The sequence below is a fragment of the Kitasatospora sp. NPDC051170 genome (genome assembly GCF_044455705.1).
In the GTDB taxonomy this organism is placed as follows: Bacteria; Actinomycetota; Actinomycetes; order Streptomycetales; family Streptomycetaceae; genus Kitasatospora.
The window spans coordinates 1-24,738 of sequence record NZ_JBITFA010000025.1; the positions used below are offsets into that span (position 1 = coordinate 1).

Here is a 24,738-nt window from a genome sequence, read left to right on the forward strand (position 1 = left end):
CAGCACAGCCCACTCGGCATCCGAAAGCTCATGACGACGCACCATGGCGGACATGATCCCTCATCACTTGATCAGCTTTGAAGACGACCCCTAGGCCGATTGCGCCATCTCCTCGCCGCGCGGGGTGCGGTGGTAGAGCACCTCGCGGCCGTTGCGGACCCGGACGACCAGGCCCGAGCGGTGGAGCACGCCCAGGTGGTGGGAGACCGTGCCGGCGCTGAGGAAGTGGCGGGCGGCGAGGGCGGCGGTGGTGGACGGGGCGATCAGGGAGGAGAGCAGGTCCGCCCGGGTGGGGCCCAGGAGTTGGGCCAGGGCGGGGGTCGGGGTCCGGGGGACGGCGGTGGGCAGGGTGATCGGGTAGATCAGGGTGGGCGCGCGGTGCATGCCGTCGACGGTGTCCAGGATGACGTGCACGTCCCGGCAGACCAGCGTGGGCATCAGCAGTACCGCGCGGGCCGGCAGGTCCACCTCGAAGCGGCTCTCCAGGCGGATCACCCCGTCCGTCCAGGACAGTTGCGGTGTCAGGGAGTTGAAGAGCGCGCCGGTGCCGTGGCGGGCGATGAAGCGGCCGCGCTGGTCCACCTCGGAGTCCAGCACCGAGCGGGCGTCCGGCCAGTACGGGGCGAGGGCCGCCTCCCAGTACCGGCCCATCTCGTCGGCGACGCGTTCGGCGAAGTGGCGGGGGCCGCGCTCCAGGGTGCGCAGGACGGTGTCGGAGAGCTGACGGCCGTTCAGTTTCGCCTGTGACAGGCCGTGTCGGGCCGTGGCCATCTCCGCGTGGACCCGGTCCTCCGGGGTGCGGCGCACCGCCTCCAGCTGTTCGGCGACCGTCGGGGCCGGGCCCAGGGGGTGCGGGGTGAGGAAGTCGGGGATGTAGCCGCCCGCCTGGTCCAGGGCCAGCCCGGCCAGCAGGTCCAGGCCCTCGCGGCGCAGCACCCGGCGGGTGCGGCCGACCCAGGCGTACGGGCCGCCGCGGGGGTTGAGGGCGGAGGCCATCAGGGTGTTGACGGCCTCGTGCAGCGGTGAGACCACGAAGCGGGTGCGGGCCAGCCCCGTCGAGTCGATGGTGAGCCGGATCACGGCCCGTCCTCCCCTGGTCGGTCGGCTTCCGGTGGCGTGGAATCGTCCGGTCTGTTCCTTTTCGAAGGGCCCAGGATTCGACGCTGGTCGAATCCTGGCACGAATGCTCGCCTTCGAAGCACCTCCGGGCACAAGCTTCTTCCCGTGGCCGCGCCAGGCAGGGCGCGGCTCGAACGGGAGGACGAACATGACGAGCACGCGAGGCCGCCTCGCCGCCTTGCTGGGCGCGGTCGTGGTGATCGCCGGCACCACGCTGGCCACGCCGGCCGTGGCGGACCCGGCGTCGGCGCCGTCGCCGGAGTCGTCGCCGGCGGGAGGGGTCGCCGGGCAGGCGCCCTGTCAGGGGGCGCCCGAGTTCATCTGCGGCAGCATCACCGTCCCGCTCGACCACAGCGGCGCCACCCCCGGCACGCTCACGCTCGACGTCGCCATGACCGGCAACACCAACGCCCCCAAGGGGGACCTGCTCTTCCTCACCGGTGGCCCCGGCCAGCCCGGCGTGCCGTTCATCCGGCGCCTCGCGAGCAAGATGGAGCCGGTCCTCAAGGATTACCGCCTGGTCATGTACGACCAGCGGGGCACCGGCGAACGGGCGATCCGGTGCCCCGGCCTCCAGGCGGACATGGGCTCCTCCGACCTCGCCGTGCCGCGCAAGGAGTCCATCGCCGAGTGCGCCGCCGTCCTCGGCCCCAACGCCCGCTACTACAGCACCGCCGACACCGTCGCCGACATCGACGACCTGCGTCGGGCCCTCGGCGACAAGCGGCTGACCCTCGACGGCGTCTCGTACGGCACCTTCGTCGCCGAGCGGTACGCCCTCGCGCAGCCCGCGCACGTGGCGAAGCTGGTGCTCGACTCCGTGGTGCCGCAGCAGGGTTACGACCCGCTCGACCTCGCAGGGCTCACCGCGACCGCCCGGGTGCTGCGCGCCGCCTGCGCCGCCACCGGCTGCACCACCGACCCGGCCGAGGACCTCGCCGCCACCGTCCGCAGGTACCACAACGGCGTGGCCGTCCTCGACGCGATCACCACCTACGAGTTCGTCGACCCCGACTACGGGGTTGTGCCCGAAGCCCTGCACGAGGCGGCGAACGGCAAGCCCGAGAAGCTCCAGGCGTTCATCGACTCGGTGACGAAGGGGGACGACACGCCGGCCGAATGGCTCAGCCAGGGCTTGCACGCCGCCACGATGTGCGCCGACGGGACGTACCCGTGGGGCAGCGCGGACACCCCGGTCGCGGGCCGGGCCGCCGCGTTGGAGCGCACCCGGCGCTCGCTCGCCGAGGAGTCCGAGCTGACCTGGCCGTACGACGCGGCGACCGCCACCGGCTCCGGCAGCCTGCTGGTCTGCCTGGACTGGCCGCGTATGCCGGTGCCGCCCGCGCCGCCGCAGCACCGCAAGCTGCCCAACGTGCCGGTGCTGATGATCGCCGGGGACCGGGACCTGTCGACGCCGTACGAAACCCTGTTCCAGGAGGCCGAGTTCGTCCACAAGCCGGAGATCGTGATCGTCCCCGGGGCCTCGCACTCCGTGCAGTCCCGCGCGGCGAACCCGCTCGGACGGCAGGCGGTGTACGACTTCCTGCTCCGGTGATTCCTGCTGGGTGACCGCGCTTCCCGGGTGGCGGGTCCGTTCCGAACAGGGGACGGAACGGACCCGCCGCCGGGGATCAGGGCGTGTCTTTCGGCGCCCGCCCGGCGTGAGCCGAAGGACACGGCCTACGGCCCGGCCGCACCCCACCCGTCGTCGGGGAGGGTGCGGCCGGGCTTCGGGCAGTCCGGGTGGTCGTAGCTCCAGAGGCCGACGCTGTACAACAGCCAGTCCTCGAACGGGGGTTCGTCGAAGTCGAGGCGTTCGACGAGCACCAGGCCGACGCGCTTCTCCGGCACCGGCTCCAGCTCCAGGGTGCGCTGGCCGGGGACGTGGGAGTAGGTGACCGTCTCCCAGTGGCAGCCGGCCTCGGCGAGGGCCTTGGTGAGCGCGGCCTCGCCGATGCGGGTGTCGAGCGTCTCCAACCCGGCTGACTCCCTGGGGAGTTCGAGCTCGCCGTGCCAGGCCGGGAGGGAGAAGGAGCTCAGCCGGCGGCAGGAGCAGAACACCGTCCAGGCGTCACCCCACCCGAACGCGTGCGGCCACCGGTGGCCCTTGTGGAGCCCGCCGCAGTCCCACGGATCGCCGTGCCGCGCCGCCAACTCGGGCAGCGAGGCCCCCACGTGCAGACCGGCGAAGTCCCCGGTCGAGGCGAGGGCGGCGATCCGCCGCAGGAACTCCGTCGTCATCGTGTACCGCTCCGTTCGGCCCTCGGCCCTCGGCCCCAAGATCGTCGACCGGACGACCACGCTACGGGCTTCCGGCGCCCCCCACGGCCGGTTTGCGCCGGGATGAAACGGGTGGGGCGAATGTGCACGAAGAAGGGGTGGCGTTGTGCACAGGAAGTCGGCCGGGCCGACTTCTCGTGCATAGGGTGGGGGCGGTCGGGGAGAGGGAGGCTGGGGTGGACCTGGTGGAGTCGACGGCGCTGACGGCGCTCTGGGAACGGCGGTGGCCGGGGAGCACACCGGTCGGGCACGAGATCGACGGCCGGGCCCGGGAGGTGTGGGTGCGCTTCCACAGCCTGCCGGAGTCGAAGCGGTACCCGGACGACGAGCGCGAGTACGCGATCGTGCTGGAGCGGCACAACACCGTGCTGGACCGGCTGTTCGAGGGCGGCGAGGTGTACGTGCTCGTGCCGAGGTGGACGGTGTCCCCCGATGCTCCCGTCGAGGTTCCGGCCGGGTCCGTCCGCTGGCGCAGCTGGCTGGACCGTGACGATCCCGAGCCGGAGTTCCGTTCCCACTGCCATGTCTTCCTGGAGCGGCGGCCGTGGCGGCGCGGCTGCCTGGACGGGCTGCTGCGGCGGGTCGCCGACGAGGAGGAAGCGGGCGTCATCGTCACCGACACCGGGCTGCGGCGGCTCTACCACCCGTACGACGGCGGGGCGGACGTGTTCCTCGCGTCGGTGGAGGAGCGGGACCGGCTGCGGGAGCGGCACGCCGACTGGCTGTCGAGGCATCCCCAGGGGTTCTGAGGCGTGGTCAGGCGGTGGCGGTGGCGGTGGCGGTGGAGTCGGTGGTGGGGTCGGTGGTGGGGTCGTGGAGGGGGAGGAAGTTGATCACGACCTCCTCGTAGGGGTGGGCTTCGCGGACGGCTTTCAGGACGGCGGGGGCCTGGTCCTGGTCGCAGAAGGTGTCGATGCGGTACTCGCGGGCCTGCTGGACCCGGCCGACCGTGCCGTCGTAGGGCCGGGCCTCGGCGGTGGGGAGCCAGTGGCCGGTGATCGGCCAGGTGCTGGCGCAGCGTTCGTACGGGCCGGTGCGGCCGGCACCGGCGGTGTGGAGGGCGTCGAGGACCTGCTGGAGGTGGGATTCGGGGACGGAGGTCTCGATCTTCAGGCGGGGCATGGGCGGGACTCCAGGAGGGGCGTGGTGGGGTGGGCAAGGGGCGGGTGGCCTGCGGAGATAAAAGCAGGTGCGGGGTGTGGGGTGGGGTGATAGAAAACGCGACGTGGAAAAGACTTTGGAATTCTCTGACCTGGTGCGTCTGATCGAGGAGAGGGCGGCCGTCTTCTGTGCCGTCGTCGAGGGCGCGCCCGATCTCGGGGTGCAGGTGCCGACGTGTCCGGAGTGGACGCTGTTCGACCTCGCGCAGCACATCGGGCAGAGCCGGCGCTTCTGGGCGATGAACATCGCGGCCGGTGAGGCCGAGGCGCCGTCGGCCGAGGCGTTCGCGGTGAAGCAGACGGAGGCGCCGCAGGACCGTGCGGAGCTGGTGGAGTGGGTGGCCGAGGGGGTGCGGCTGATGGCCGCCGCGCTGCGCGAGGCCGGGCCGGAGAGCCCGAGCTGGGCGTGGTGGGGTGACTCGCAGTCGCCGCTGACCGTCGGGGCCGTCGCGCGGCACCAGTTGCAGGAGATCGCCGTCCACACGTACGACGCGCAGCTCGCGGTGGGTGCGGCGGAGCCGCTGCCGCTGGAGGTGGCGCTGGACGGGGTGGACGAGTTCCTGCACACCTGCTGCCCGACCTCGGTGGCGTGGCCGTTCGAGCCCGCCCTGCTCGACTACCGGGTGAAGGAGGGCGGTTCGTGGCGGCTGTCGCTGTCGGGTGACGGCGTGCGGGTGTCGGCCATCGGCTCGGAGCCGGGCGACGTCACGGCTGTGGCCGGGGCCTCGGAGCTGGTCCTGACCCTCTACGGCCGGCTGCCGGTGGAGGACCTGGAGGCGGAGGGCGACCTGAAGATCCTGCGCCGGATCGCGGACTGGGACCCGTCCGCGTAGCGGAGAGCGCGAGGGTGACGGGGTGGGGACGGGCTGAGCTGCTCGTCCCCACCCCTTTTTGTTCGAACGGTCGGGCAGGGGCGTCCGTCAGCGCTGCGGCAGCTCGCAGCCGTCCGGGCCGCAGGCCTCCGCGTCGCCCGCCGCGTCGCCCGCCGCCCCGACCTGGATCAGCGGGGTCGGCACGCGGCTCTCCCATGCCTGCTCCAGCGCCCGGGTGAACGTTTCCGCAGGCTGGGCGCCCGACACCCCGAGCCGCCGGTCGAGGACGAAGAACGGCACGCCCGTCGCCCCCATGGCGCTCGCCGTGGCCTCGTCCTCACGCACCGCCTCCGCGTACGCCTCCGGATCGGCCAGCACCGCGCCCGCCGCCCCGCCGTCCAGCCCGGCCTCGACGGCGAGCTCCAGCAGCCGGTCGGCCCCGAACGCGGAGCGCTCCTCGGCGAAGTTGGCCCGGTACAGCACGTCCAGCAGCTCCGACTGCCGGCCGTGCTCCAACGCGAAGTGCAGCAGCCGGTGCATGTCGAAGGAGTTCGCCGCGTCCCGCCGGCCGGCCAGGTACGGCAGGCCCTCGCCGTGCGCGTTCTCGGCGATCCGGGCCTCCGCCGCCTCGGCCTGCTCCAGGCTCATCCCGTACTTCGTGGCGAGCAGCGGGATCACCGGACGGGCGTCGCGCGGCCCGTTCGGGTCCAGCTCGAACGAGCGGTGGACGACCTCCACCTCCGCGCGGTGCGGGAACGCGGCAAGGGCCTGCTCGAACCGGGCCTTGCCGATGTAGCACCACGGGCAGTTGATGTCGGTCCAGATCTCCACGCGCACGGCGCCGCGCTCCTTCCAATCGCGCGGGTCTCTCCCGCGGTGATACTGGGGGAACAGGGGTGGGGACCTGAATATTTCTTGTTCTGAAATATTTTGGAGGGGAGTTCTTCAGGCCGCCTCCGCCGGGCGCAGGCCGAGCCACTGCTCGGCGTCCCACGCCTCGAACCGCTCCACCTCGGCGAAGCCGAGCTTCGCGGCGAGGCGCAGGGAGGCGCTGTTGGCGCTCTGGGTGGTGAGCACCACCGGTTCGCCGGGCAGGGCGTCGGCGAGCCAGTCGAGGGCGGCCGTGCACGCCTCGGTGGCGTAGCCGGACCCCCAGGCGCGGGGCAGGAACAGGTAGCCGAGGTCCAGCTTTCCGGCGGCGGCCGGGCGGCTGTGGCCCGTCGCCCTCCGGAGGAGGACGACACCGATCATCGAACCGTCGAGTTCCACGACGAAGCTTCCGGGCCGCTGCTCGGGCACCTCGGGCAGCTCGCGGGAGAGTTCCTCGCGGGGGCGGGGGCCGCCGAGGTAGGTGTGCACCTCGGGGGAGGCGAGCAGGTCGATGTACGTGGCGCGGTCGCGGGGCTCGGGCGCGCGAAGGACGAGACGCGCGGTGCTGATGGGCGCGGGCGGCCAGGGGACGGTTCCCAGATCTTCCATCCGAGCCACGCTAACAGGCGGTCAGGTTCGTGGCTTTCGCCAGTTCGGGGAGCGGGGCGGGGAGGGGGAGACTTCCCGGCAGTGGTCAACGGCGAAGGGGGAGCGGGACGGCGGGCGGCCAGCAGTACGACGGGATCGGTGAGGCGTTCGAGGGGTTCAAGACGCTTCCGATCACCCGGTACGGGGAGGTGCCGGGCTTCCTGGGGCTGGTGGGTGACGTGAAGGGGAAGTCGGCGGGGCTGACTTCCCACGCAGGCGGTGTCACCGGACGGTCGTCACTCGACGGCCGATTCCCCGGTGGCGGCCTGCTTCTGCCAGTAGGCGAGGTTGCGCCGGGTGATGAGGGTGTCGGGGTGGTCAGGGCCGAGGATCCGTAGCCGGTCGGTGAGTAGCTCGGCGTAGGCGCTGACGGCCCCGGCCGCGTCGCCCGTCTCCCCGCGCCAGTTCGCGAGGTTGTTCCGGGTGATGAGGGTGCTGGGGTGGTCGGGGCCGAGGATCCGTAGCCGGTCGGTGAGTAGTTCGGTGTAGGCGCTGACGGCGCCGGCCGCGTCACCCGCCGTCCCCTGCCACTGGGCGAGGTTGTTCCGGACGGTGAGGGTGCTGGGGTGGTCGGGGCCGAGGACCCGCATCACGTCGGTGAGTAGTTCGGTGTAAGCGTCGGCGGCGCCGGCCGTGTCACCCGCCGCCCCCCGGCTGTAGGCGAGGTTGTTCCGGGTGGTGAGGGTGTCGGAGTGGTCGGGGCCGAGGATCCGTAGCTGGTCGGAGAGTAGTTCGGTGTAGGCGCTGACGGCACCGGCCGCGTCGCCCGTCCCCCCGCGCCAGGAGGCGTGGTTGCCCCTGGTGGCGAGGGCGTCGGGGTGGTCGGGGCCGAGGACCCGCATCACGTCGGTGAGTAGTTCGGTGTAAGCGTCGGCGGCGCCGGCCGCGTCACCCGCCGTCCCCTGCCACTGGGCGAGGTTGTTCCGGGTGGTGAGGGTGTCGGGGTGGTCGGGGCCGAGGATCCGTAGCCGGTCGGTGAGTAGTTCGGCGTAGGCGTTGACGGCGCCGGCCGCGTCACCCGCTACCCCGCGCCAGTGGGCGTGGTTGTTCCGGGTGGTGAGGGTGCTGGGGTGGTCAGGGCCGAGGCGATCCGCTGTCTGCACGGCGAGTTGGTGGAAGTGGTCGCAGGCGGCCATGACTTGGCCGGACGTCCCGAGGCTCCGGCCGATGCGGTACAGCACGAGGTGCGCGTTCGGCCGGTACAGGGCGTCCTCGGCGTGGCCGGTGAGGGCGGCCGTGTTGGCACGCAGGGTCTGGGCGAGGCCGGTGTCGCGTTCGACCTCGGGCCAGGCGTCGATCAGGGCGTCGGCGGCGGTGCGGGCGGTGCGTTCGTGCTGGTCGGGGGTGAGGGCGTCGCGGGTGGCGCGCTGGATGAGTTGGTGGATGCGGACGGCCTGGTGGGGGCTGGTGGGGGTGTGGTCGATGAGGCTGAGGCGGTGCAGGGCCCGTAGTGCGCCTGCTGCGTCGGCGGCCGTGATCGGGGGCTCATCCCCGGCTGTGGCGGTGAGGTGGGCCAGGGCGGGGCCGCTGGTCAGGACGTCGGTGGGGATGCCGTTGGGGTCGAGCATGGAGGCGAGTTGGAGCATCGGCCGGGCGAGGCCGGCTGGGCGGAGGCGGTCGGCGCGTTCGATGGACAGCGACCAGGTGGCGGCCACGGTGGCGTTGTGGCCGTCGGGCAGTGAGCAGGGTTCGGGCAGGAGGTCGGCGAGTGTGCGGACCCGGTCGGCCAGCAGCCGGCGGTAGTCGGCGCAGGTGAGGGCGGCGTCGGTGAGGTAGGTGGCGGCCTGGGTCAGGGCGAGGGGGAGGTGGCCGAGGTCGGCGGCGAGGAGGGCGATCTGGTCGGCGGGTTCGTGGCGGCCGTGTCCGGCGAGGACGGAGGTGAGGTGGACGGAGGCTTCGTGCGGGGTGAACAGGCCCACGTTCACCAGGCGTCGGCCTGCCGCCCCGGTCAGGGCGGCCTCGCGGCGGCGGGTGGTGACCAGGGTCCGCCCGTGCGGGCTGTCCGGCGGCCAGAGCCCGTGCAGGTCGGCGGGGTCGGCGACGTCGTCCAGGACCACCAGCCAGCGGCACGGCTCCGTGCCGGGCTTGGGCTCCAGCCAGGCCAGGAACGCGTGGGCGGCCCGCTCCGGGGAGGAGGGGTCGGCGGCCAGCACCTCCTGGGCGGCCTGGGCGTAGCGGGACACGATCGCCGAGCGGGTGCTCGCGCTGATCCACACCAGGACGTCCACCTCGCCGCGCTGCCAGGCGGTGCGGGCGTAGTCGGCGGCCAGCTGGGTCTTGCCCACCCCGCCGGTCCCGGTGAGCACCTGGCTCAGTACGGCGGTGCCGCCGCCGTCGACCGCGTTCCGCAGCTGGTCGACGGCGGCCCGGTGCTGGAAGGAGGCAGCTCGGGGCGGGATCACGCCGACCTGGCAGGGCCAGGCGGCCGGTGCGCGGGGCGGGGTGTGGTGGTGGACGTGCTCGGCGTGGCCGACGGCCAGGCTGTGGTGGTCGGCGGTGACGACGGTGGGCCCGGTGACGGGCGGGGCCGGAGGCGCTCCGGGTCCGCTCAGCCCTGCTGCGGGCCCGGCTGAGGAGGGTTTCCCAACGTCACATCGCCCATGTGCAGGGCGGCGGCGGAGCCGTGGTCGGCGCGGATGTCGATGTTCCCGCCGACGGCCACCGCGTGGTCGACCGCCGATACGCCGCCGGTGGCGCGGGACCGGGTCTGCAACTCGTCGACGATCCGGGTGAGGGCCTGGGCGAGGCCGGGGTCCTGCTCGGCGGCCTCCTCCAGCGCGTCCTGCACCCGCCGCCGGGTGCGCTCGCTGGGCTGTTCGAGCCCTGCCGTGGCTTCCTCCTCGAGCTTCCTGAGGGCCGGGTCCTCGCCCAGCGCGCGGCCGACCAGGTCGTGGAGCCGGTCCATCCCGGCGTCCAGCGTACGGTCGACCTCCTCATCCGCCCGGCCGGTGACCCGCTTCGCCTTGCGAACGGCCCAGGCGAAGACGTATCCGATGGCGATCTCTATCCCGGTCACCGAACAACCTCCAGTGCAGCGCTGACGATCGGTCAGACTGTATCCGCTGCCGGTCCGGAGGAGAGGTGGTTCCCGGGTTCACGGGCGGCGCTGGGTGGGGCGGCTGCCGGTGTGACCGGCCACGCCCCGCGGCGTATCAGATCGAGGACGAGTGCGGCGATGTTCCACGCGTCGTCCTCGCCGCGGTGATGGCGTCCTTCGAGGGGCAGTCCGGCGATCTGCAGGGCCTGGTCCATGCCGGGCTTCCTTCGCAGCTCGTAGGCTTCGGCGAACACGGCCTTGGCGTTGGTGTGGGTGCGCTCGGTCGGATAGCCGAACGGGTAGGCCACCCCGTCGGCCTGGCTCTGCCGGGCGAACTGCCGACGGTCGTACTCGCCCCAGCTCGCCCAGGGGCGCACCCCGGCCCCGTACTCCTCGACGAGGATCCGGCACGCCTCGGCGAAGCTGACGCCCCGATCCACCTCGGCCTGCGTCAGGCCGGTCAGTTCGGTGCAGAACTCGCTCACCTTTGATCGGGTGGGGCGGACCAGGATGCGGTGTCGGGACACCCGGAGCCGTGCTGACAGGTCCACGACGGTGAGACCGATCTCGATGACCTCGTTCACCGAGCCGGGCGGCGGCTGCCCGTTCCAGCAGGTGGCTTCCACATCGATGACGTTCAGCAGGGCGGCTTCGGGGTTCATGGGGCGAAGGGTAGAGAGGCGCGACCGGTGGTGGCACCCGGATTTTCGGATGCACGAGAAGTCGGCGGGGTCGACTTCTCACGCGATGGACTACTCGGCTCGTGACCAGGGGGCGGAGCGGAGGTGCGTGATGCTGTGCCGGGTGCGGGTTTGTGCCGGTTCGTCGGCGGGATTGCCGATTGCGAGCATGGAGACGATCGCCCAGCCCGGGTTGGGGTCCAGTTCCTTGGTGAGACCTTCCAGGTCGAAGGCCCGGAACTGGTGGGCGGCCAGCCCCATGGCCTGGGCCTGGACGGTCATGTGGGCGACGGCTTGGCCGAGGTCGTAGTCCGCGAACTCGGAGTAGAGCAGCTCCGAGTCGTCGACGTGCCGACGCGTCAGCGCGACGACGAGCAGGCTCGCGTCCGTCGCCCATCGGGCGGAGCTCGGTGCGAGGTGGGGGAGGATCCGGTCGTGCTCCGGCTCGCCGGGCCTGCCGGTGAAGAAGCCCCAGGGCTGGGAGTTGCCCGCTGACGGCGCCCACCGGGCGGCTTCCAGGAGCAGTCCGAGGGTGTGGTCGTCGACCACGGTGGACGGATCGAACCGGTAGGGGCTGAACCGCCCGGAAAGCAGCGGGTGTATGCCGCTGGGCGGCTCCTGGCGATCATGCATGTTCCGCTGCAACCGGCGAGCGCGAGTGGGTATTCCGGCTGGTGCTGAGGTGGTGCTGAGCTGGTGCTGAGGTGGTGCTGCGTGAGAAGTCGGACGGGCCGACTTCTCACGCAGCTGATAGGGCGAGGTCGGGGCTGCCCGTGGGGGCGGTCAGGCGGTGAAGCGGGAGGACGAGGAGGGTGGCCGCTCGTGAGGTGCCGAGCGCCGGCGCGGCCGCCGTCGGCCCGCCGAGGACGCCGATCGGCAGCGGGCGGGCCCGCACCGCGCGTGCCAGGGAGACCGGCGGGCCGAGCCTGCGGTGGGAGATTGGCCGAAATCGTATCCGTGTCGTCGAGCCGGGGACGCTACGGGCCCGAATGGCGACCGGGAACGAACTCCACTGCTGTTCACGGGTGTTGTGCAAAGCCGGTGGAGGGTGCAGTTCTCCGGCTCCACGGCGGCCGCCGTACCCGGTAAGGGGCCGAGTGGCGGGATTGTTTCGGTCGGGGCGGTGGCCGGTTCCTCGGCGCCGTGTGAACCTCTCATTTCACAACTGCTTTGCCGATCAAGTGCGATGGAACGACGGGATCTCCCGTCGCCGCAGGTCAGGCGGCATACGGTCGACTTCGCCGTCGGCTGAAAACCGGTTGCGTGATGGCTCGTTCGGGGTGGACAGCCCCGACGCTCCGTGTCATCCTCGTCCACTGGGGGTCGAAGGTATTCCACGTTTTTCATTCAGGAATTCATATGCGGCAATTTCGACAGACGTTCTATCGACCCCAAGTGAACACCAGGCGCCGTTTTTTGACGGTCGGGGGGGCTGAGTAACCGCCCCACGGGCTCCAGTGTGCCGTTCTCCATCCGGAAGTTCGAGCATCGGGCCATGAACGGGCCCTCAGGCTTGGCCGGGAATCTGCTGGTCCCGGTCAAGATCGCCGGTCATATACTTCCTCGTCGCACCCATGACAATTACCCCCAAGGCGGCAGCATGCGTATTCCCCCTGCGGACATTCTCGGTATCGGCGCGGTCAGCGGATACGGCTGGTCCATGGACGAGTTGTGGTCCGGCCTACGGTCGAGCAGCACTTCCATAGCCTTGCACAGTGGCTTGGGCGGACAGTTCCCGGATCCGTGCTGGCTCTCCCGCGTTCCCGAGGGCGGCGACCCGGAGACGGGGAGCACGCGGTACGGGCGCGCGGTGACGGCGGCGGCCGACGAGGCCATCGCCGACGCGATCGGCCGTGGTTGGCGGCCGGGGGAGAGGGTCGCCCTGCTGTACGCCACCACCGGGGCAGACCGCGAACTGTGGCGGCAGCGGTACCTCGGGCCGGAGCCGGGCAGCCCTCGCCGCTGGTTCGTCGAGCAGGTGTGGACCACCCCGGCGGCCCGGGTGATCAACCGCCACCAGTTCCACGGGCCGTCCATGGTCGTCAGTGCCGCGTGCGCTTCCGGGCTGCACGCGATGGCCCTGGGGCAGCGCCTGATGGCGACCGGGGACGCGACGGACGTGGTGGTGGTGTCGGCCGACATAGGCTTCGACGGCGAGGAGATACGAGCCTTCGCCAATCTCAATGCCCTGGTCTACGACGCTCCGCCCCAGGAGGTGTGCCGACCGTTCCACGAGAACACCCGGGGCTTCATCATGGGCGAGGGGGCGGCGGCGCTCGTGATGGCGCCGGCGCGGCAGCCGGGCGTCGAGGCGCACGTTCGCCTGTTGGGCTCCGCGATGGGCAACGACGCGTTCCACCCGGTCTCCATCGAACCGTCCTTCAAGCACCTCATCAGCACCATGGACACCGCGCTCGGCCATGCCGAGGTGGCCCGGGAGGAGATCGGCTTCTACTCCGCGCACGGCACCGGCACCTCGCAGTGCGACGAGGCGGACGTCACCGTGGCCGAGTACCTGGGCAAGCAGTCGGTCGCCTACTGCTTCAAGCCGATGCTGGGTCACACCATGGGCACCGCACCTCTGCTGGAGGCCGTCATCACGGCACGGGCGTACAGCGAGGGTCTGCTTCCCGCTTCGGCCGCCGAGCCCGAGGCGCACCCCCAGCTGGCGCGCGGGCCGATGCCCCACCCGGGCGGCATCACCGCCCAGCTCGGCCTGGGCTTCGGTGGGAACGTCACCACGGCCGTCTATGGGAGCGTGGACTGACCGTCGAATCCGGAGGGGCGCGGGCCGGTCGGTGCCCGCGCCTCAGTGGGCGTCGGGGGTGGAGGGCGGTGTCTGACGGGCGGTGTCTGACGGGCGGCCGGGCTGGGAAGGCTCGTCCCCGTAACGATCAGTCAGCGCAGCTGGGAGGGCCGGATGGCCGCAGTGCACGAGTCCGTACTCGACGCGATCGGGGAGACGCCGTTGTTCCGGCTCGCCCGGCTGGGGGCGGGGCTGGGCGCGCCGGTGTACGCGAAGGCGGAGTTCCTGAACATCGGGGGGAGCGTCAAGGACCGGGCGGCGCTGTCGATGGTGCTGGCGGCGGAGCGGGACGGGCTGTTGCGGCCGGGCGGGACGATCATCGAGGCGACCTCGGGGAACACCGGGATCGGGCTGACGATCGTCGGGCGGCAGCGCGGGTACCGGGTGATCGCCGGGGTGTCGGACAAGTCGGCGCCGGAGAAGGCGGACATCCTGCGGGCGTACGGCGCGGAGGTGGTGCTCGCGCCGACCGGGGTGCCGGCGGAGGACCCCCGGCACCTGTTCAACGTGGTGCAGCGGCTGGAGGAGGAGATCCCCGGGGGCTGGCTGGCCAACCAGTACGACAACCTGGCGAACCCGGACGCCCATGTGCGCACCACCGGGCCCGAGATCTGGGAGCAGACGGGCGGACGGCTGACGCACTTCGTCGCGGGGGTGGGCACGGGCGGGACGATCACCGGGACGGGCACCTTCCTGAAGGAGGTGTCGGGCGGCGCGGTGACGGTGGTCGGGGCGGATCCGGAGTCCTCGATGTACGGGGGCGGTGACGGCAGCCCGTGGTACGTCGAGAGCATCGGCCACTTCCTGCACCCCGAGACCGTCGAGGACCGCTGGCCGAAGGCGTACCGGGAGGGCGTCGTCGACGTCTTCGAGCGCATCCCGGACCGGGAGTCGCTGCTGACGGCGCGCCGGCTCGCCCGGGAGGAGGGCATCCTCGCCGGGCCGTCCTCCGGGACGGCGGTGGCGGCGGCGCTGCGGCTGGCGGCGCGGCTGGGGCCGGAGGACCTGGTCGTGGTGCTGCTGCCGGACTCCGGGCGCTCGTACCTGTCGAAGGTGCACAGTGACGAGTGGATGCGCCGGTGGGGCTTCCTGGAGGAGGACGGGCAGGGGCTGCGGCCCTTGCTGGACGCGGCCGGGCCGCTGGTCACCGTGCCCGCCGGGGCGACGGCGGGCGAGGCGGCGCGGGTGCTGCGGGCCGTGCCGGGCGGGGTGGCGCCGGTGGTGCTGGTGCGGCCGTCGTGGCCGTACGGGGTGTGCCCGGCGGAGGTGGTCGGCACGGTGGACCGCGAGGTGCTGGCGGCGGCGCTGGCGGACGGGTCGGTGAAGCAGGACGACCCGGTGGGTGTGGTGGCCGGGCCCCCGCTGCCGGCGGTCGGGGTGGGGTGCTCGCGGGAGGAGGCGCGGGCGGAGCTGCGGGACGGGTGGCGCTCGGTGCTGGTGCTGGTGGACGGGCGGGTGGCGGGGGTGGTGGCTCCTTAGCAGCTGCGTTCCGTAACCGTCAGGGCGCCAGGACGGCGCGGAGCACCCGGTCCAGGGTCCGGTCGAAGGCGGTCTCCGGTGAGGCGGGCGGGCCGGGGCTCACGAACGCCTGGGCCAGGTGGGGGTAGTCGCCGCTCATCGCCGCCTGGCCGAGGTAACCGATCATCTCCGCCTGCCACTTGGCGCCCGCGGCGGCCGTCTGCTCGTACTGCGCGAACTGGCAGATGAAGCCGTTGAACATGGCCATCGCCTCCATCCGCTCGCCGCCGGAGAGGCCCGTGGGGGCGGTGGCGGCCAGGAAGTGGTCGGTGTAGCGCAGCGCGTTGGGGCCGATGCCGGGGCGGGCCAGGACCAGGCCGGGCAGCCAGGGGTGGCGGCGGAAGATGGCGAGCTGCTGGTGGGCGAGGCCGGTGAGGTCGGCCCGGACGTCCCCGGTGGGCTCGGGCGGGAGCCGGTACTCGGCCGCGGTGGCGTCGAGCATCAGGTCGAGCAGGTGCTCCTTCTTCGGCACGTAGTTGTAGAGCGACATGGTGCCCGCGCCGAGCACGCCGGCGACGCGGCGCATGGAGACGGCGTCCAGCCCCTCGGCGTCGGCGATGCCGATGGCGGCGGCCGCGATGGAGCCGCGGCTGTGGGCCGGTCGGGGGCCGCGGCCGGTGCGTTCGGGGCGCAGCCAGATGAGTTCGGGGGCCTCGGGGGGTGTGGGCCTGCCGGGCCGGCTGTCGTTCCCCGGATCGCTGTCCGGTTCTTCGGCACTGCTGGGGGTGTTGCTGGACGGGCTGGACGGGCTGGACGGCACTGGAAGATCACCTCGCCCTCCCATCTTAGATACGTACGGCGTACGTAGTACGATGTGCCCGCACGCACTTCTACGTACGCTGTACCTAGAGAAGGGCAGGGCCATGTCCCGCACCGCGTCCCCCGCCACGTCCCCCGCCATCGAGATGTCCGGCGTCGAGAAACGATTCGGCGCCACCGAGGCCCTGACCGGCCTCGACCTCACCGTCCCCGCCGGCACCGTCTGCGGCCTCCTCGGCCCCAACGGCGCCGGCAAGACCACCGCCGTTCGGGTTCTCGCCACCCTCGTCGCCCCCGACCGGGGCACCGCCCGCGTCCACGGCCACGACGTGGTGCGCGCCGCCGAGGACGTGCGGCGCGCCATCGGCCTCGCCGGGCAGTACGCCGCCCTCGACGAGGGCATCACCGGCCGCGAGAACCTGCGGCTGTTCGGCCGGCTCCACCGCCTCGGCGCCCGCCGCTCCCGCGAGCGCGCCGACGAACTGCTGGAGCGCTTCGGCCTCGCCGAGGCCGGGGACCGCCTGGTGCGCACCTACTCGGGCGGCATGCGCCGGCGCCTCGACCTGATCGCCAGCCTGGTCACCAGCCCGCCCGTGCTCTTCCTGGACGAGCCCACCACCGGGCTCGACCCGCGCAGCCGGCAGGAGATCTGGTCCAGCGTCCGGGAGTTGGCGCAGGGCGGTACCACCGTGCTGCTCACCACCCAGTACCTGGAGGAGGCCGACCGCCTGGCCGACGAGATCGTGGTCGTCGATCACGGCGCCGCCATCGCCACCGGCCCGCCCGCCAGGCTCAAGGCGGCGATCGGCGGTCAGGTGTCCGTCACCCTCGCCGACCCGGATCAACTCGCCGCCGCCGCCGTGGTGCTGTCCGTCATGGCCGGGGGCGGGGAGGCCCGGGTGGACGAGGCCGAGCGGACGGTCACCGTGCTGACCGCGCCCGGCGAGAACGTCCTCCTGCCCGTGCTCGTACGGGAGTTGGACAACGTCGGGATCGAGGCGGAGGACGTCGCCGTCCGGGCGCCCTCGCTCGACGACGTGTTCCTCACGCTCACCCGCTCCGACGCGGACGAGACCGAGACCCTGGGGAGGGCCGCCTGATGGCCGCCGTGACCGTGACCGCCGCGACCGCCGCGCGCCCCTCCGCCGGGGGGCGGATGGTCGCCGACACCTGGACGTCGATGCTGCGCGTCCTGCTCAACTACCGCCACTCGCCGGGCCTGTTGGCCGCCTCGCTGGCCGTGCCCGTGGTCATGGTGGTGGTCTTCGGGTACGTCTTCGGCAGCGCCATGCAGGTGCCCGGCGGCGGGGACTACCGGGAGTTCCTGATGCCCGGACTCTTCGCCATGGTCGCCACCAACGGCATCATGCCCACCATGGTCGGCGCCGCCCGGGACGTCGGGCGCGGCGTCACCGACCGGCTGCGCTCCATGCCCGTCTCCCGCACCGGACTGCTGCTCGGGCAGACCCTCGCCGACCTGCTGGTCAGCGTTCTCGTCCTCGCGCTGCTCGCCCTCGTCGGGCTGGCCGCCGGCTGGCGCGCCCGCAACGGACTGGGCGAGGCCGTCGAGGCGTTCGGGCTGCTGCTGCTCTTCCGGTTCGTGATGACCTGGGTCGGCACCCTGCTCGGCCTCGCCGTGGGCAAGGAGGAGGCGGCGGGCCAACTCGCCGTCATGGTCTTCCCGTTGGCGATGATCACCAATGCGTACGTGCCCACCGGCGGCATGCCCGGCTGGCTGCGGACCATCGCCGACTGGAACCCGATCAGCGCCGTCGTCCACGCCTGCCGCGAGCTCTTCGGCAACCCCTCCGCGCCCGGCGACGCCTGGCCGATGCAGCACGCCCTGCTCGCCTCGCTGCTGTGGAGCGCCGCACTGCTCCTGATCTGCGGGCCACTGGCCGTACGGAAGTTCGCCACCCACGGCAGGTGACCCGCCGGGGCCAAATGTGTTGGACACCGTGGTCGGTGTGGCTTAAGGGTGGGCGCCATGGAGTACACCCACCTCGGCCGCACCGGCCTCACCGTGTCCCGACTCTGCCTCGGCACCATGAACTTCGGCCCCCACACCGAGGAGGCCGACGCCCACCGGCTGATGGACACCGCGCACGAGCGCGGCATCAACTTCTTCGATACCGCCAACGTCTACGGCCGCGACCCCGAGGGCAACCTCAAGGGCCGCACCGAGGAGATCATCGGCCGCTGGTTCGCCCAGGGCGGCGGACGGCGCGAGCGCACCGTGCTCGCCACCAAGGTCTACGGCGAGATGGACGGCTGGCCCAACGGGGGCAAGCTCTCCGCCCACGCCATCCGCAAGTCCGTCGACGCGAGCCTGAAGCGCCTGCAGACCGACCACATCGACCTCTACCAGATGCACCACATCGACCGTGACACGCCCTGGGACGAGATCTGGCAGGCGATGGAGGTGCTCGTCGCCCAGGGGAAGATCACCTACGTGGGCTCCTCCAACTTCGCCGGCTGGCACCTCGCGCAGGCCCAGGAGTCCGCCCGCTCCCGTCACTTCCTCGGGCTCGTCAGCGAGCAGTCGCTGTACAACCTGCTCGACCGGGCGATCGAGCTCGAGGTCATCCCCGCCCTCCAGCACTACGGCCTGGGTCTGCTGCCCTGGTCCCCGCTGCGCAGCGGTCTGCTCGGCGGCATCCTGCGCAAGGAGCGCGAGGGCACCCGGGTCCGCGGCGCCACAGCGTACGCGAGCGAGCTCCTCGACACCCACCGCGAGCGGCTCCGGACGTACGAGGACTTCGCCGAGGAACTCGGCCTCGACCCGGCCGACCTCGCCCTCGCCTGGCTGCTCAGCCGGCCCGCCGTCACCGCCCCCATCATCGGCCCGCGCACGGTGGAGCACCTCGAGGCGGCCGTGGCGGTGCTGGACGTCAAGCTCGAGCGGAAGACCCTGGACCGCCTCGACGAGATCTTCCCCGGGCACCGCCCGGCCCCGGAGGACTACGCCTGGTAGACGGGGCCGCGTGCCCGCCCGTGGCTCTGCTGCACGGGCGGGCACGTATGTCTGTCGGGCGTCGTCCTCCGGGGTCGGGGGCGGCTCGGGGATGCCCCCGATGTGTGGTAGCAAAGCGGGCATGACGGAGCGGGCGGTTGAGCGGGACGCGTACCACCACGGGGCGCTGCCCGAGGCGCTGGTGGCGGCGGCGCTCGAGGTGCTGGACGAGCAGGGCCAGGAGAAGGTCAGCGTGCGGGAGGTGGCGCGCCGGGCCGGGGTGTCGGCGGGGGCGCCGTTCCGCCATTTCGCCGACCGGCAGGCGCTGTTGACGGCCCTGGCGGACCGGGTGCTCGCCGACTTCGTCCGCTGGCAGGAGGCGGAGGTGACCGCCGCCGAGGGCGGCTCCGGGCTGCGGGCGCTGGGCCTCGGGTGCGTCCGGTACGCGCTGCGCCATCCGCGCCGCTTCGAGCTGGTGCGCTCGCGGATGTTCGCGCCCGAGCCCCCGCGCGAGCCCGAGCTTCGGGAGCAACTGGAGTTCATCGAGCGGGAGTTCACCGTCCTGATCGTGGCGGACCAGGAGGCCGGCCGGGTGCGCCCCGGCGATCCGGCGCTGGTGAAGCTGGCCGGGCAGGCGCTGGTGTACGGGCTGGCGCAGATGATCGTGGACGGCTACCTGCCGGCCGCGCAGGCGGAGGAGCTGGCCGAGCGGGTGCTGGACACCTTCCGTGACGGGATCGCCAACGGCCGTCCGCAGTAGCCGAATTGTGCTTGCGCCGAGCCTTGACCGGTCGTCCGCGCATTGATGTAATCACCGATTACATGGGTGCGGGTGTCGCCCTTGGGGGAGGTCACGATGTCCACCGGATCGGCGTTCGTCCGCTCGCTGTTCGCCAAGCCGCAGCCCGGCTTCACCACCGCCGCCGCCACCGGCGACACCGTGGTCCTGCTCATCGGCATGCGGATCAACCGCTTCTGGGCCGTGCACCACTGGGGCCCGGTGATGTACGCGATGTTCCGGATGCTGCACGAGCTGCGCCGCAGCCCCGAACGCGGCCTGCGCGGGCGCGTCCTGCTCACGGCCTCGCCGCGCACGTACTACGTCGTCCAGTACTGGGAGTCCAAGGAGAAGCTGTACCGCTACTCCGCGGCGCCGGACGGGTTCCACCACACGGCCTGGGGCATCGCCAACCGCAAGGTGCGGGAGGGGAAGCTGCGCGGGCACGTGGGGCTGTGGCACGAGACGTACATCGTGCCGGAGGGCGGGTACGAGTCGATCTACTTCGACATGCCCGCCTTCGGGCTGGCCGGGGCCACCGGGGTGCTGCCGGTGGAGGAGCGCGGGCGGCACGCGGCGCAGCGGCTGGCGTTCCGGTCCTCCGGAGAAGCCGAGGTGGGGGCGGGCGAGGCGGGGGTCTGAGTCTCGCCCGCCAGTGCCCCGCCCGCGCAGGGCCCCGCCCGCGCAGGGCCCCGCCCGCGCGGGGCCCCGTGCGTGATCGGGCCCGTGGAGTGTCGCGGGCCCGGCCGTCGCCCGGCGTGAGAGCGTCATGGGATGGCGGAGAGTGCTGTGGCACCGGTGGTGCACGAGGTGCCGTACCACGCGCAGTGGGAGTCGGCGGAGCTGGTGCGCGAGATCGTCGACGGGCGGCTGGAGGCGGCCGCGGACCCGCGCTGGGGCCAGTCCGGCGCGGCCACCCCGGAGGAGTACGGCTGGTGGTCCTGGCGGCTGTGCGGGGTGGCCTGCCTGCGGATGGCCCTGGACCACTGGTGGGGCGTCGCCCCGGCCGCGATCGGGCTGGCCGGGGAGTGCCTGGCCGCCGGCGCGTACGTCCGCGACGGGGAGAGCCTGCGCGGGCTGGTGCACACGCCCTTCGCCGAGTACGCCCGCGAGCGGTGGGGACTGGCCGCGCAGGCACGGGAGTTGACGCCCGAGGAGATTGCCGGGGAGGTGGTCGACGGGCATCTGGTGATGGTGTCGGTGCACCCGTCGATCCGGGAGCCGTACGGGCCCGAGCCGGTCCGGCGGGGCGGGCACCTGGTGCTGGCGGTGGGCGCCACGGACACGGCGGTGGTGATCCACAACCCGTCCGGCTTCCCGGGCGAGTCGCAGTCCTTCGCGCGTGTGCCGTGGCGCTCCTTCGACGGCTTCTACTCCGGGCGGGGCATCGTTCTCGGGCCGCCGGCGGGGATGGGTGCCTAAGCGGTGACCCGGGCGGGAGTCTCGTCGGCGGGCTGCGCCGCGGCCCGCGTGCCGAAGCGCCGTACTCCCGGCACCGCCGCCGTGCCCGCGCAGGCCGCCACGACCAGGGCCGAGGAGACGAACAGCGGTGTCCCGCTGCCCCAGGCGTCGGCGGCCAGCGGCGCCAGGACGTAGCCGAGCGGCGCGGCGCCCAGGGAGAGCAGCCAGTCGTAGGAGGTGACCCGGGCCAGGACGTGGGCCGGGAACTCCTGCTGGACGGCCGTCTCCCAGACCGGGTTCAGGAAGCCGAGACCGGCCATCGCCACCGCGTACGCGGCCACGGTGAGGGGCGCGGGCAGCGGGACGGCGAGGGCGGCCAGCGGCAGCCCGAAGAGGGCGAGGGCGAGGTTGCCCGCCAGGACCGGGTTGCGGGGCCGTACCCGTCCGGCGATCAGCGAGCCGGCCAGCAGGCCCACCGCCGACGCCTGGCTGACGGCCACCCAGGCGCCGTCGCCGCCGAGGCGGGTGGTGGCGATCAGCGGGCCGAGGGTCAGGGCGACGGCGTTGGCGCCGTTCCAGACGCCGTGGCCGATGAGGCTGGTCCAGTACCAGTCGCGGGAGCGCACCTCGCTCCAGCCCTCGGCGAGGTCCCGGCGCAGGGAGCTCCGCCCGGCGGTCGCGCGGTTCGGAGCGGTGCGGGTGACGGTGATCCGGGTGAGCAGGGCGGCGCTCAGGACGAAGGAGAGGCCGTCGAGGACGAACGCCCAGCCGGGCCCGGCGGTGTACACCAGGACGCCGGCGAGGGCCGGGCCGCCGAGGCGGGCGGCGCTGTTGGCGGAGCCGAGCAGGGCGTTGGCGCGCAGCCGGTGCTCCTCCGGGGTCGTGCCGCGCACCAGGGAGGAGGAGGTGGGAATGGCGAAGGCGGAGGCGATGCCGCCGACCACCTCGGCGCCGGCGATCTGGGCCAGACTCGGTGTGCCGCCCAGGAGTTGGACGCCGACGAAGAGCTGGGCGAGGGCGCGGACGAGGTCGGTGGCGAGGGCGACCAGGCGGGGGTCGAAGCGGTCGCCGACCACGCCGCCGAAGGGCAGCAGGATCAGCCGGGGGACCATCGCGCAGCCGAGCACCAGGGCGAGGGCGGAGGCGGAGCCGGTGGCGCGGGTGATGGCGATGGCGAGGGCGGCGGGGACGACGGCGTCGCCGAGGGAGGAGACGGTGCGGCCGAGGAAGAGCAGGCGGAAGTCGTGCAGGCGCAGGGGGTGCTGGGCGAGCGGGTGCTGGGCGAGCGGGTCCGGGGACGGCGGGTCTTGGGACGGCGGGTCTTGAGGCATGGGTCGTAATGTATTTCGGTACCGAAATTTCGGCAACGAATATTTTGGCGCCGTACAACCAGGAGATCTCCGGCAGAAGCACCCTTTGTAGACTTCCCGTCATGGCCGAGCATCCCGAGGAACAGCAGCCCTCCCCCCGCGACTGGACGGACGGCCACGTCGACCGCTGGCAGCCGGTGCTGCCCGAGCTCGACCCCGACATCGAGGGCGCCGTCACCCGGATGCAGCGGCTCACCTGGCACCTCGGGCGCGTGCGTGAGCAGGGAGTCGCCGACTACGGCCTGCACAAGCACGAGTTCGACACCCTGCACGTCCTCGCCGGCCGCGGCGGCCACGCCGCCCCCTCCGACCTGCGCGCCGACCTCAACCTCGCCCCGGCCTCCGTCACCGGCCGCCTGGAGACCCTGGAACGGCGCGGGTTCATCTCCCGCACCCCCTCCACCGAGGACCGCCGCAAGGTCGACATCGCCCTGACGGAGGCGGGCCGCTCCGCCTGGCACGAGGCCCTGGACGTGGTGGGCCGGGAGGAGCACCGGCTGCTGGAGGTGCTGACCCCGCAGGAGCGGCGCACCCTCTCGGACCTGCTGCGGAAGGTGACCCTCGTCCAGGAGGCGACGGACGAGGGCCTGCGGCGCTGAGGGGCCCGCGACACCGAAGAGCCTCCCGTGCGGCCCGACGGCCGTGCGGGAGGCTCTCGGCGGAGGCTTAGGTGTTGTCCGGCAGCCCCGCCGGGTTGATCGGCAGCTGGCTGCGACACAGCGCCGATATCGGCTTCAACGCCGCGACCAGCCGGTCGAGTTCGGCGCGCGGGTAGTCCTCCCACACCCGGGCCGCCGCCAGGTCGGTGGCCGCCTCCAGGCCCTGGTGGCGGATGCGGCCCAGCTCGGTGACCGTGCCCTGCTCGGTCAGCCAGCCGCGCTCCACCAGGCGGGAGGCCGCCCCCTCCCACTCCTCGTCCGTCCACCCGCGCAGCGGCTGGAGCATCTCGCGCCGCACGTCCATCGCGCAGCGCACCACCAGCGCCTCGCAGCCGTCCAGCCCGGCGGCCACCAGCGCGGCCACGTGGCCGTCGCCGCGGTGCTCGCGCATCACGGTCGCGGCCTGCCAGAGCCGCTCGTACAGGTCCGTCGGGCGCGGCAGGGCCGCGTTGGCGGCGGACAGCACCCGGCCGGCGCAGTCCAGCCGGGCCGCGGCCTGCTCCAGGGTGTCCGTGGCCAGCTCGACCTGCTCCCGGTCCACGTGCTCCAGCAGCCGCGCCAGCGAGGCCGACGCGCCCTTGAGCCGGGCGGCCAGCGCCTCCTCCGGGCCCGCGTACGTCCACACCTGCGGCAGCGCCCGCTCGACCATCGAGGGGGCGAAGTTGAAGAAGGCGGCGATCACCGGCGGAGCGTCCACCGCGCCCAGCGGCGCCGAGCGGGCGGCGAAGTAGCCGCGCCACGCGCCCTTCAGCCCGGCGTCCTCGAGGGCGGCCTTGCCCTCGGGGAGGAAGTAGGTGACGGCGTGCACCGGCTCGAAGAGCCACCAGAGCGCGCGGGCGGGGTGGACGAGATCGGCCATCGGGGAGCCTTCCTCGAAAAGGAGCCGGCCGGAGGGGCACGGCTCGGCAGGGGACGGACGGCCCTTCGGGCGCCGGCGCGAGGGCGCGCCGACCGGTTGGTGCTTGGACCGCTCATGAGCTGATGACCCCGGCGGCGCCCGTGGTAATCCCCCGCCGCCTGTGATGACCGTCACGTGCGTGCCGGAGCCGTCCGCGGCCGCCCGGGCGGCACGAGATGATGGAGCGAGGCGCCCGCACCCGGGACGCCCGCGCCCGGGGGGCCCAGCCCTCGCACTCAGTTCGAAGCACGAATCGAAGCACGAAGGTGGTCGGCCATGGCCCAGATCAACCCCAGCATCCTGTCCGCGGACTTCGCCCGGCTCGCCGAGGAGGCCGAGGCCGTCCGGGGTTCCGACTGGCTGCACGTGGACGTGATGGACAACCACTTCGTGCCGAACCTCACCCTCGGTATCCCCGTCGTCGAGTCCCTCGCCCGCGCCACCGACACCCCCCTCGACTGCCACCTGATGATCGAGGACCCGGACCGCTGGGCCCCCCAGTACGTCGAGGCCGGCGCCGGCTCCGTCACCTTCCACGTCGAGGCCGCCGCCGCGCCCGTCCGCCTCGCCCGCGAGATCCGCGCCAAGGGCGCCCGCGCCTCCATGGCCCTCAAGCCCGGCACGCCCATCGAGCCGTACGAGGACCTGCTGCCCGAGCTGGACATGCTGCTGATCATGACCGTCGAGCCCGGCTTCGGCGGCCAGGCGTTCCTCGACATCATGCTGCCCAAGATCCGCCGCACCCGGGAGCTGATCGCCAAGCACGACCTGGAGCTGTGGCTCCAGGTCGACGGCGGCGTCTCCGCGAGCACCATCGAGCGCTGCGCCGAGGCGGGCGCCGACGTGTTCGTGGCCGGCTCGGCCGTGTACGGCGCCGAGGACCCGGCCGAGGCCGTGCGCCGACTGCGCGACCTCGCCGACAAGGCCGCCGCCGACGCCTGGTGGGCCTGCGAGCACTGAGGGTTTGGCGGATGATCGGTGCGCAGGCCA

Annotated in this window: 25 protein-coding genes and 1 pseudogene; 14 read left to right on the forward strand and 12 right to left on the reverse strand. The window is 72.9% G+C overall.

All coding sequences use genetic code 11. The annotated features are described in order from the left end of the window. Positions 1–90 precede the first annotated feature (90 nt). Positions 91–1,080 carry a hypothetical protein gene (locus ACIBCA_RS34895; RefSeq protein ID WP_396287127.1) on the reverse strand — a complete coding sequence of 330 codons (990 nt, stop codon included), beginning with the start codon at positions 1,078–1,080 and terminating at the stop codon, positions 91–93. Positions 1,081–1,267: 187 nt separating this feature from the next. On the opposite strand from ACIBCA_RS34895, the gene ACIBCA_RS34900 reads away from it, so the two are divergent. Next, on the forward strand, positions 1,268–2,674 hold the full coding sequence (locus tag ACIBCA_RS34900) for an alpha/beta fold hydrolase (protein WP_396287128.1): 1,407 nt from the start codon (positions 1,268–1,270) through the stop codon (positions 2,672–2,674). A gap of 125 nt (positions 2,675–2,799) precedes the next feature. Here ACIBCA_RS34900 and ACIBCA_RS34905 read toward each other — a convergent pair whose 3' ends face one another. Next, a complete protein-coding gene (locus ACIBCA_RS34905) occupies positions 2,800–3,360 on the reverse strand; it encodes a hypothetical protein (protein ID WP_396287129.1) in 561 nt (186 codons plus the stop codon). Positions 3,361–3,575: 215 nt separating this feature from the next. On the opposite strand from ACIBCA_RS34905, the gene ACIBCA_RS34910 reads away from it, so the two are divergent. After that, the gene (locus tag ACIBCA_RS34910; RefSeq protein ID WP_396287130.1) at positions 3,576–4,148 is read left to right on the forward strand and encodes a hypothetical protein; all 573 of its coding nucleotides are present in this window, start codon (positions 3,576–3,578) and stop codon (positions 4,146–4,148) included. A 7-nt stretch (positions 4,149–4,155) separates the two neighbouring features. Here the strand turns inward: ACIBCA_RS34910 and ACIBCA_RS34915 are convergent, their stop codons facing one another. Continuing rightward, on the reverse strand, positions 4,156–4,521 hold the full coding sequence (locus ACIBCA_RS34915) for a hypothetical protein (RefSeq protein ID WP_396287131.1): 366 nt from the start codon (positions 4,519–4,521) through the stop codon (positions 4,156–4,158). A gap of 115 nt (positions 4,522–4,636) precedes the next feature. On the opposite strand from ACIBCA_RS34915, the gene ACIBCA_RS34920 reads away from it, so the two are divergent. Further along, positions 4,637–5,392: a maleylpyruvate isomerase family mycothiol-dependent enzyme gene (locus ACIBCA_RS34920; RefSeq protein ID WP_396287132.1), complete on the forward strand. Its 756-nt coding sequence runs from the start codon at positions 4,637–4,639 to the stop codon at positions 5,390–5,392. An 87-nt stretch (positions 5,393–5,479) separates the two neighbouring features. Here the strand turns inward: ACIBCA_RS34920 and ACIBCA_RS34925 are convergent, their stop codons facing one another. Both ACIBCA_RS34925 and ACIBCA_RS34930 read right to left on the reverse strand, forming a co-directional pair. Next, entirely contained in the window at positions 5,480–6,208 is a 729-nt protein-coding gene (locus ACIBCA_RS34925; RefSeq protein WP_396287133.1) for a DsbA family oxidoreductase, read from the reverse strand. A 108-nt stretch (positions 6,209–6,316) separates the two neighbouring features. Beyond that, positions 6,317–6,850: a GNAT family N-acetyltransferase gene (locus ACIBCA_RS34930; RefSeq protein WP_396287134.1), complete on the reverse strand. Its 534-nt coding sequence runs from the start codon at positions 6,848–6,850 to the stop codon at positions 6,317–6,319. A gap of 134 nt (positions 6,851–6,984) precedes the next feature. Here ACIBCA_RS34930 and ACIBCA_RS34935 point away from each other — a divergent pair. Further along, positions 6,985–7,083, forward strand: a pseudogene (locus ACIBCA_RS34935) (class I SAM-dependent methyltransferase); the annotation flags it as partial. Between the two features lie 42 nt (positions 7,084–7,125). Here the strand turns inward: ACIBCA_RS34935 and ACIBCA_RS34940 are convergent. The 4 genes from ACIBCA_RS34940 to ACIBCA_RS34955 all read right to left on the reverse strand — a co-directional run bounded on the left by ACIBCA_RS34940 (position 7,126) and on the right by ACIBCA_RS34955 (position 11,239). Next, the gene (locus ACIBCA_RS34940) at positions 7,126–9,291 is read right to left on the reverse strand and encodes a tetratricopeptide repeat protein (protein ID WP_396287135.1); all 2,166 of its coding nucleotides are present in this window, start codon (positions 9,289–9,291) and stop codon (positions 7,126–7,128) included. A 146-nt stretch (positions 9,292–9,437) separates the two neighbouring features. Beyond that, positions 9,438–9,905 (reverse strand): hypothetical protein, encoded by a 468-nt coding sequence (locus ACIBCA_RS34945; protein ID WP_396287136.1) that lies wholly within the window; start codon positions 9,903–9,905, stop codon positions 9,438–9,440. A 32-nt stretch (positions 9,906–9,937) separates the two neighbouring features. Next, positions 9,938–10,588 (reverse strand): exonuclease domain-containing protein, encoded by a 651-nt coding sequence (locus ACIBCA_RS34950; RefSeq protein WP_396287137.1) that lies wholly within the window; start codon positions 10,586–10,588, stop codon positions 9,938–9,940. Between the two features lie 90 nt (positions 10,589–10,678). Next, positions 10,679–11,239 carry a nitroreductase family protein gene (locus ACIBCA_RS34955; RefSeq protein ID WP_396287138.1) on the reverse strand — a complete coding sequence of 187 codons (561 nt, stop codon included), beginning with the start codon at positions 11,237–11,239 and terminating at the stop codon, positions 10,679–10,681. Positions 11,240–12,326: 1,087 nt separating this feature from the next. Between ACIBCA_RS34955 and ACIBCA_RS34960 the strand changes: the two genes are divergently transcribed. Then, on the forward strand, positions 12,327–13,373 hold the full coding sequence (locus ACIBCA_RS34960; protein WP_396287139.1) for a beta-ketoacyl synthase N-terminal-like domain-containing protein: 1,047 nt from the start codon (positions 12,327–12,329) through the stop codon (positions 13,371–13,373). Between the two features lie 153 nt (positions 13,374–13,526). Continuing rightward, on the forward strand, positions 13,527–14,891 hold the full coding sequence (locus ACIBCA_RS34965) for a pyridoxal-phosphate dependent enzyme (RefSeq protein ID WP_396287140.1): 1,365 nt from the start codon (positions 13,527–13,529) through the stop codon (positions 14,889–14,891). Between the two features lie 19 nt (positions 14,892–14,910). Here the strand turns inward: ACIBCA_RS34965 and ACIBCA_RS34970 are convergent, their stop codons facing one another. Next, positions 14,911–15,690 carry a TetR/AcrR family transcriptional regulator gene (locus tag ACIBCA_RS34970; protein ID WP_396287141.1) on the reverse strand — a complete coding sequence of 260 codons (780 nt, stop codon included), beginning with the start codon at positions 15,688–15,690 and terminating at the stop codon, positions 14,911–14,913. A 103-nt stretch (positions 15,691–15,793) separates the two neighbouring features. On the opposite strand from ACIBCA_RS34970, the gene ACIBCA_RS34975 reads away from it, so the two are divergent. From ACIBCA_RS34975 to ACIBCA_RS35000, 6 genes are all read left to right on the forward strand, one after another. After that, entirely contained in the window at positions 15,794–16,789 is a 996-nt protein-coding gene (locus ACIBCA_RS34975) for an ATP-binding cassette domain-containing protein (protein WP_396287142.1), read from the forward strand. Beyond that, positions 16,789–17,619 carry an ABC transporter permease gene (locus ACIBCA_RS34980; RefSeq protein ID WP_396287143.1) on the forward strand — a complete coding sequence of 277 codons (831 nt, stop codon included), beginning with the start codon at positions 16,789–16,791 and terminating at the stop codon, positions 17,617–17,619. The genes ACIBCA_RS34975 and ACIBCA_RS34980 overlap by 1 nt, the downstream gene beginning before the upstream one ends. A gap of 57 nt (positions 17,620–17,676) precedes the next feature. Further along, a complete protein-coding gene (locus ACIBCA_RS34985; RefSeq protein WP_396287144.1) occupies positions 17,677–18,663 on the forward strand; it encodes an aldo/keto reductase in 987 nt (328 codons plus the stop codon). Between the two features lie 121 nt (positions 18,664–18,784). Further along, entirely contained in the window at positions 18,785–19,402 is a 618-nt protein-coding gene (locus ACIBCA_RS34990; RefSeq protein WP_396287145.1) for a TetR/AcrR family transcriptional regulator, read from the forward strand. Positions 19,403–19,498: 96 nt separating this feature from the next. After that, entirely contained in the window at positions 19,499–20,062 is a 564-nt protein-coding gene (locus tag ACIBCA_RS34995; protein WP_396287146.1) for a DUF4188 domain-containing protein, read from the forward strand. 132 nt (positions 20,063–20,194) lie between these two features. After that, entirely contained in the window at positions 20,195–20,842 is a 648-nt protein-coding gene (locus tag ACIBCA_RS35000; RefSeq protein ID WP_396287147.1) for a C39 family peptidase, read from the forward strand. Here ACIBCA_RS35000 and ACIBCA_RS35005 read toward each other — a convergent pair. Continuing rightward, complete coding sequence (locus ACIBCA_RS35005; protein WP_396287148.1) at positions 20,839–22,152, reverse strand: MFS transporter; 1,314 nt, start codon at positions 22,150–22,152, stop codon at positions 20,839–20,841. The genes ACIBCA_RS35000 and ACIBCA_RS35005 overlap by 4 nt on opposite strands. Before the next feature lie 101 nt (positions 22,153–22,253). On the opposite strand from ACIBCA_RS35005, the gene ACIBCA_RS35010 reads away from it, so the two are divergent. Next, a complete protein-coding gene (locus ACIBCA_RS35010; protein WP_396287149.1) occupies positions 22,254–22,790 on the forward strand; it encodes a MarR family winged helix-turn-helix transcriptional regulator in 537 nt (178 codons plus the stop codon). A gap of 67 nt (positions 22,791–22,857) precedes the next feature. On the opposite strand, the gene ACIBCA_RS35015 is transcribed toward ACIBCA_RS35010, so the two are convergent. Further along, a complete protein-coding gene (locus tag ACIBCA_RS35015; RefSeq protein ID WP_396287150.1) occupies positions 22,858–23,709 on the reverse strand; it encodes a hypothetical protein in 852 nt (283 codons plus the stop codon). A 315-nt stretch (positions 23,710–24,024) separates the two neighbouring features. Here ACIBCA_RS35015 and rpe point away from each other — a divergent pair, with 315 nt between their 5' ends. Then, a complete protein-coding gene (rpe, locus tag ACIBCA_RS35020) occupies positions 24,025–24,708 on the forward strand; it encodes a ribulose-phosphate 3-epimerase (RefSeq protein ID WP_396287151.1) in 684 nt (227 codons plus the stop codon). Positions 24,709–24,738 lie beyond the last annotated feature (30 nt).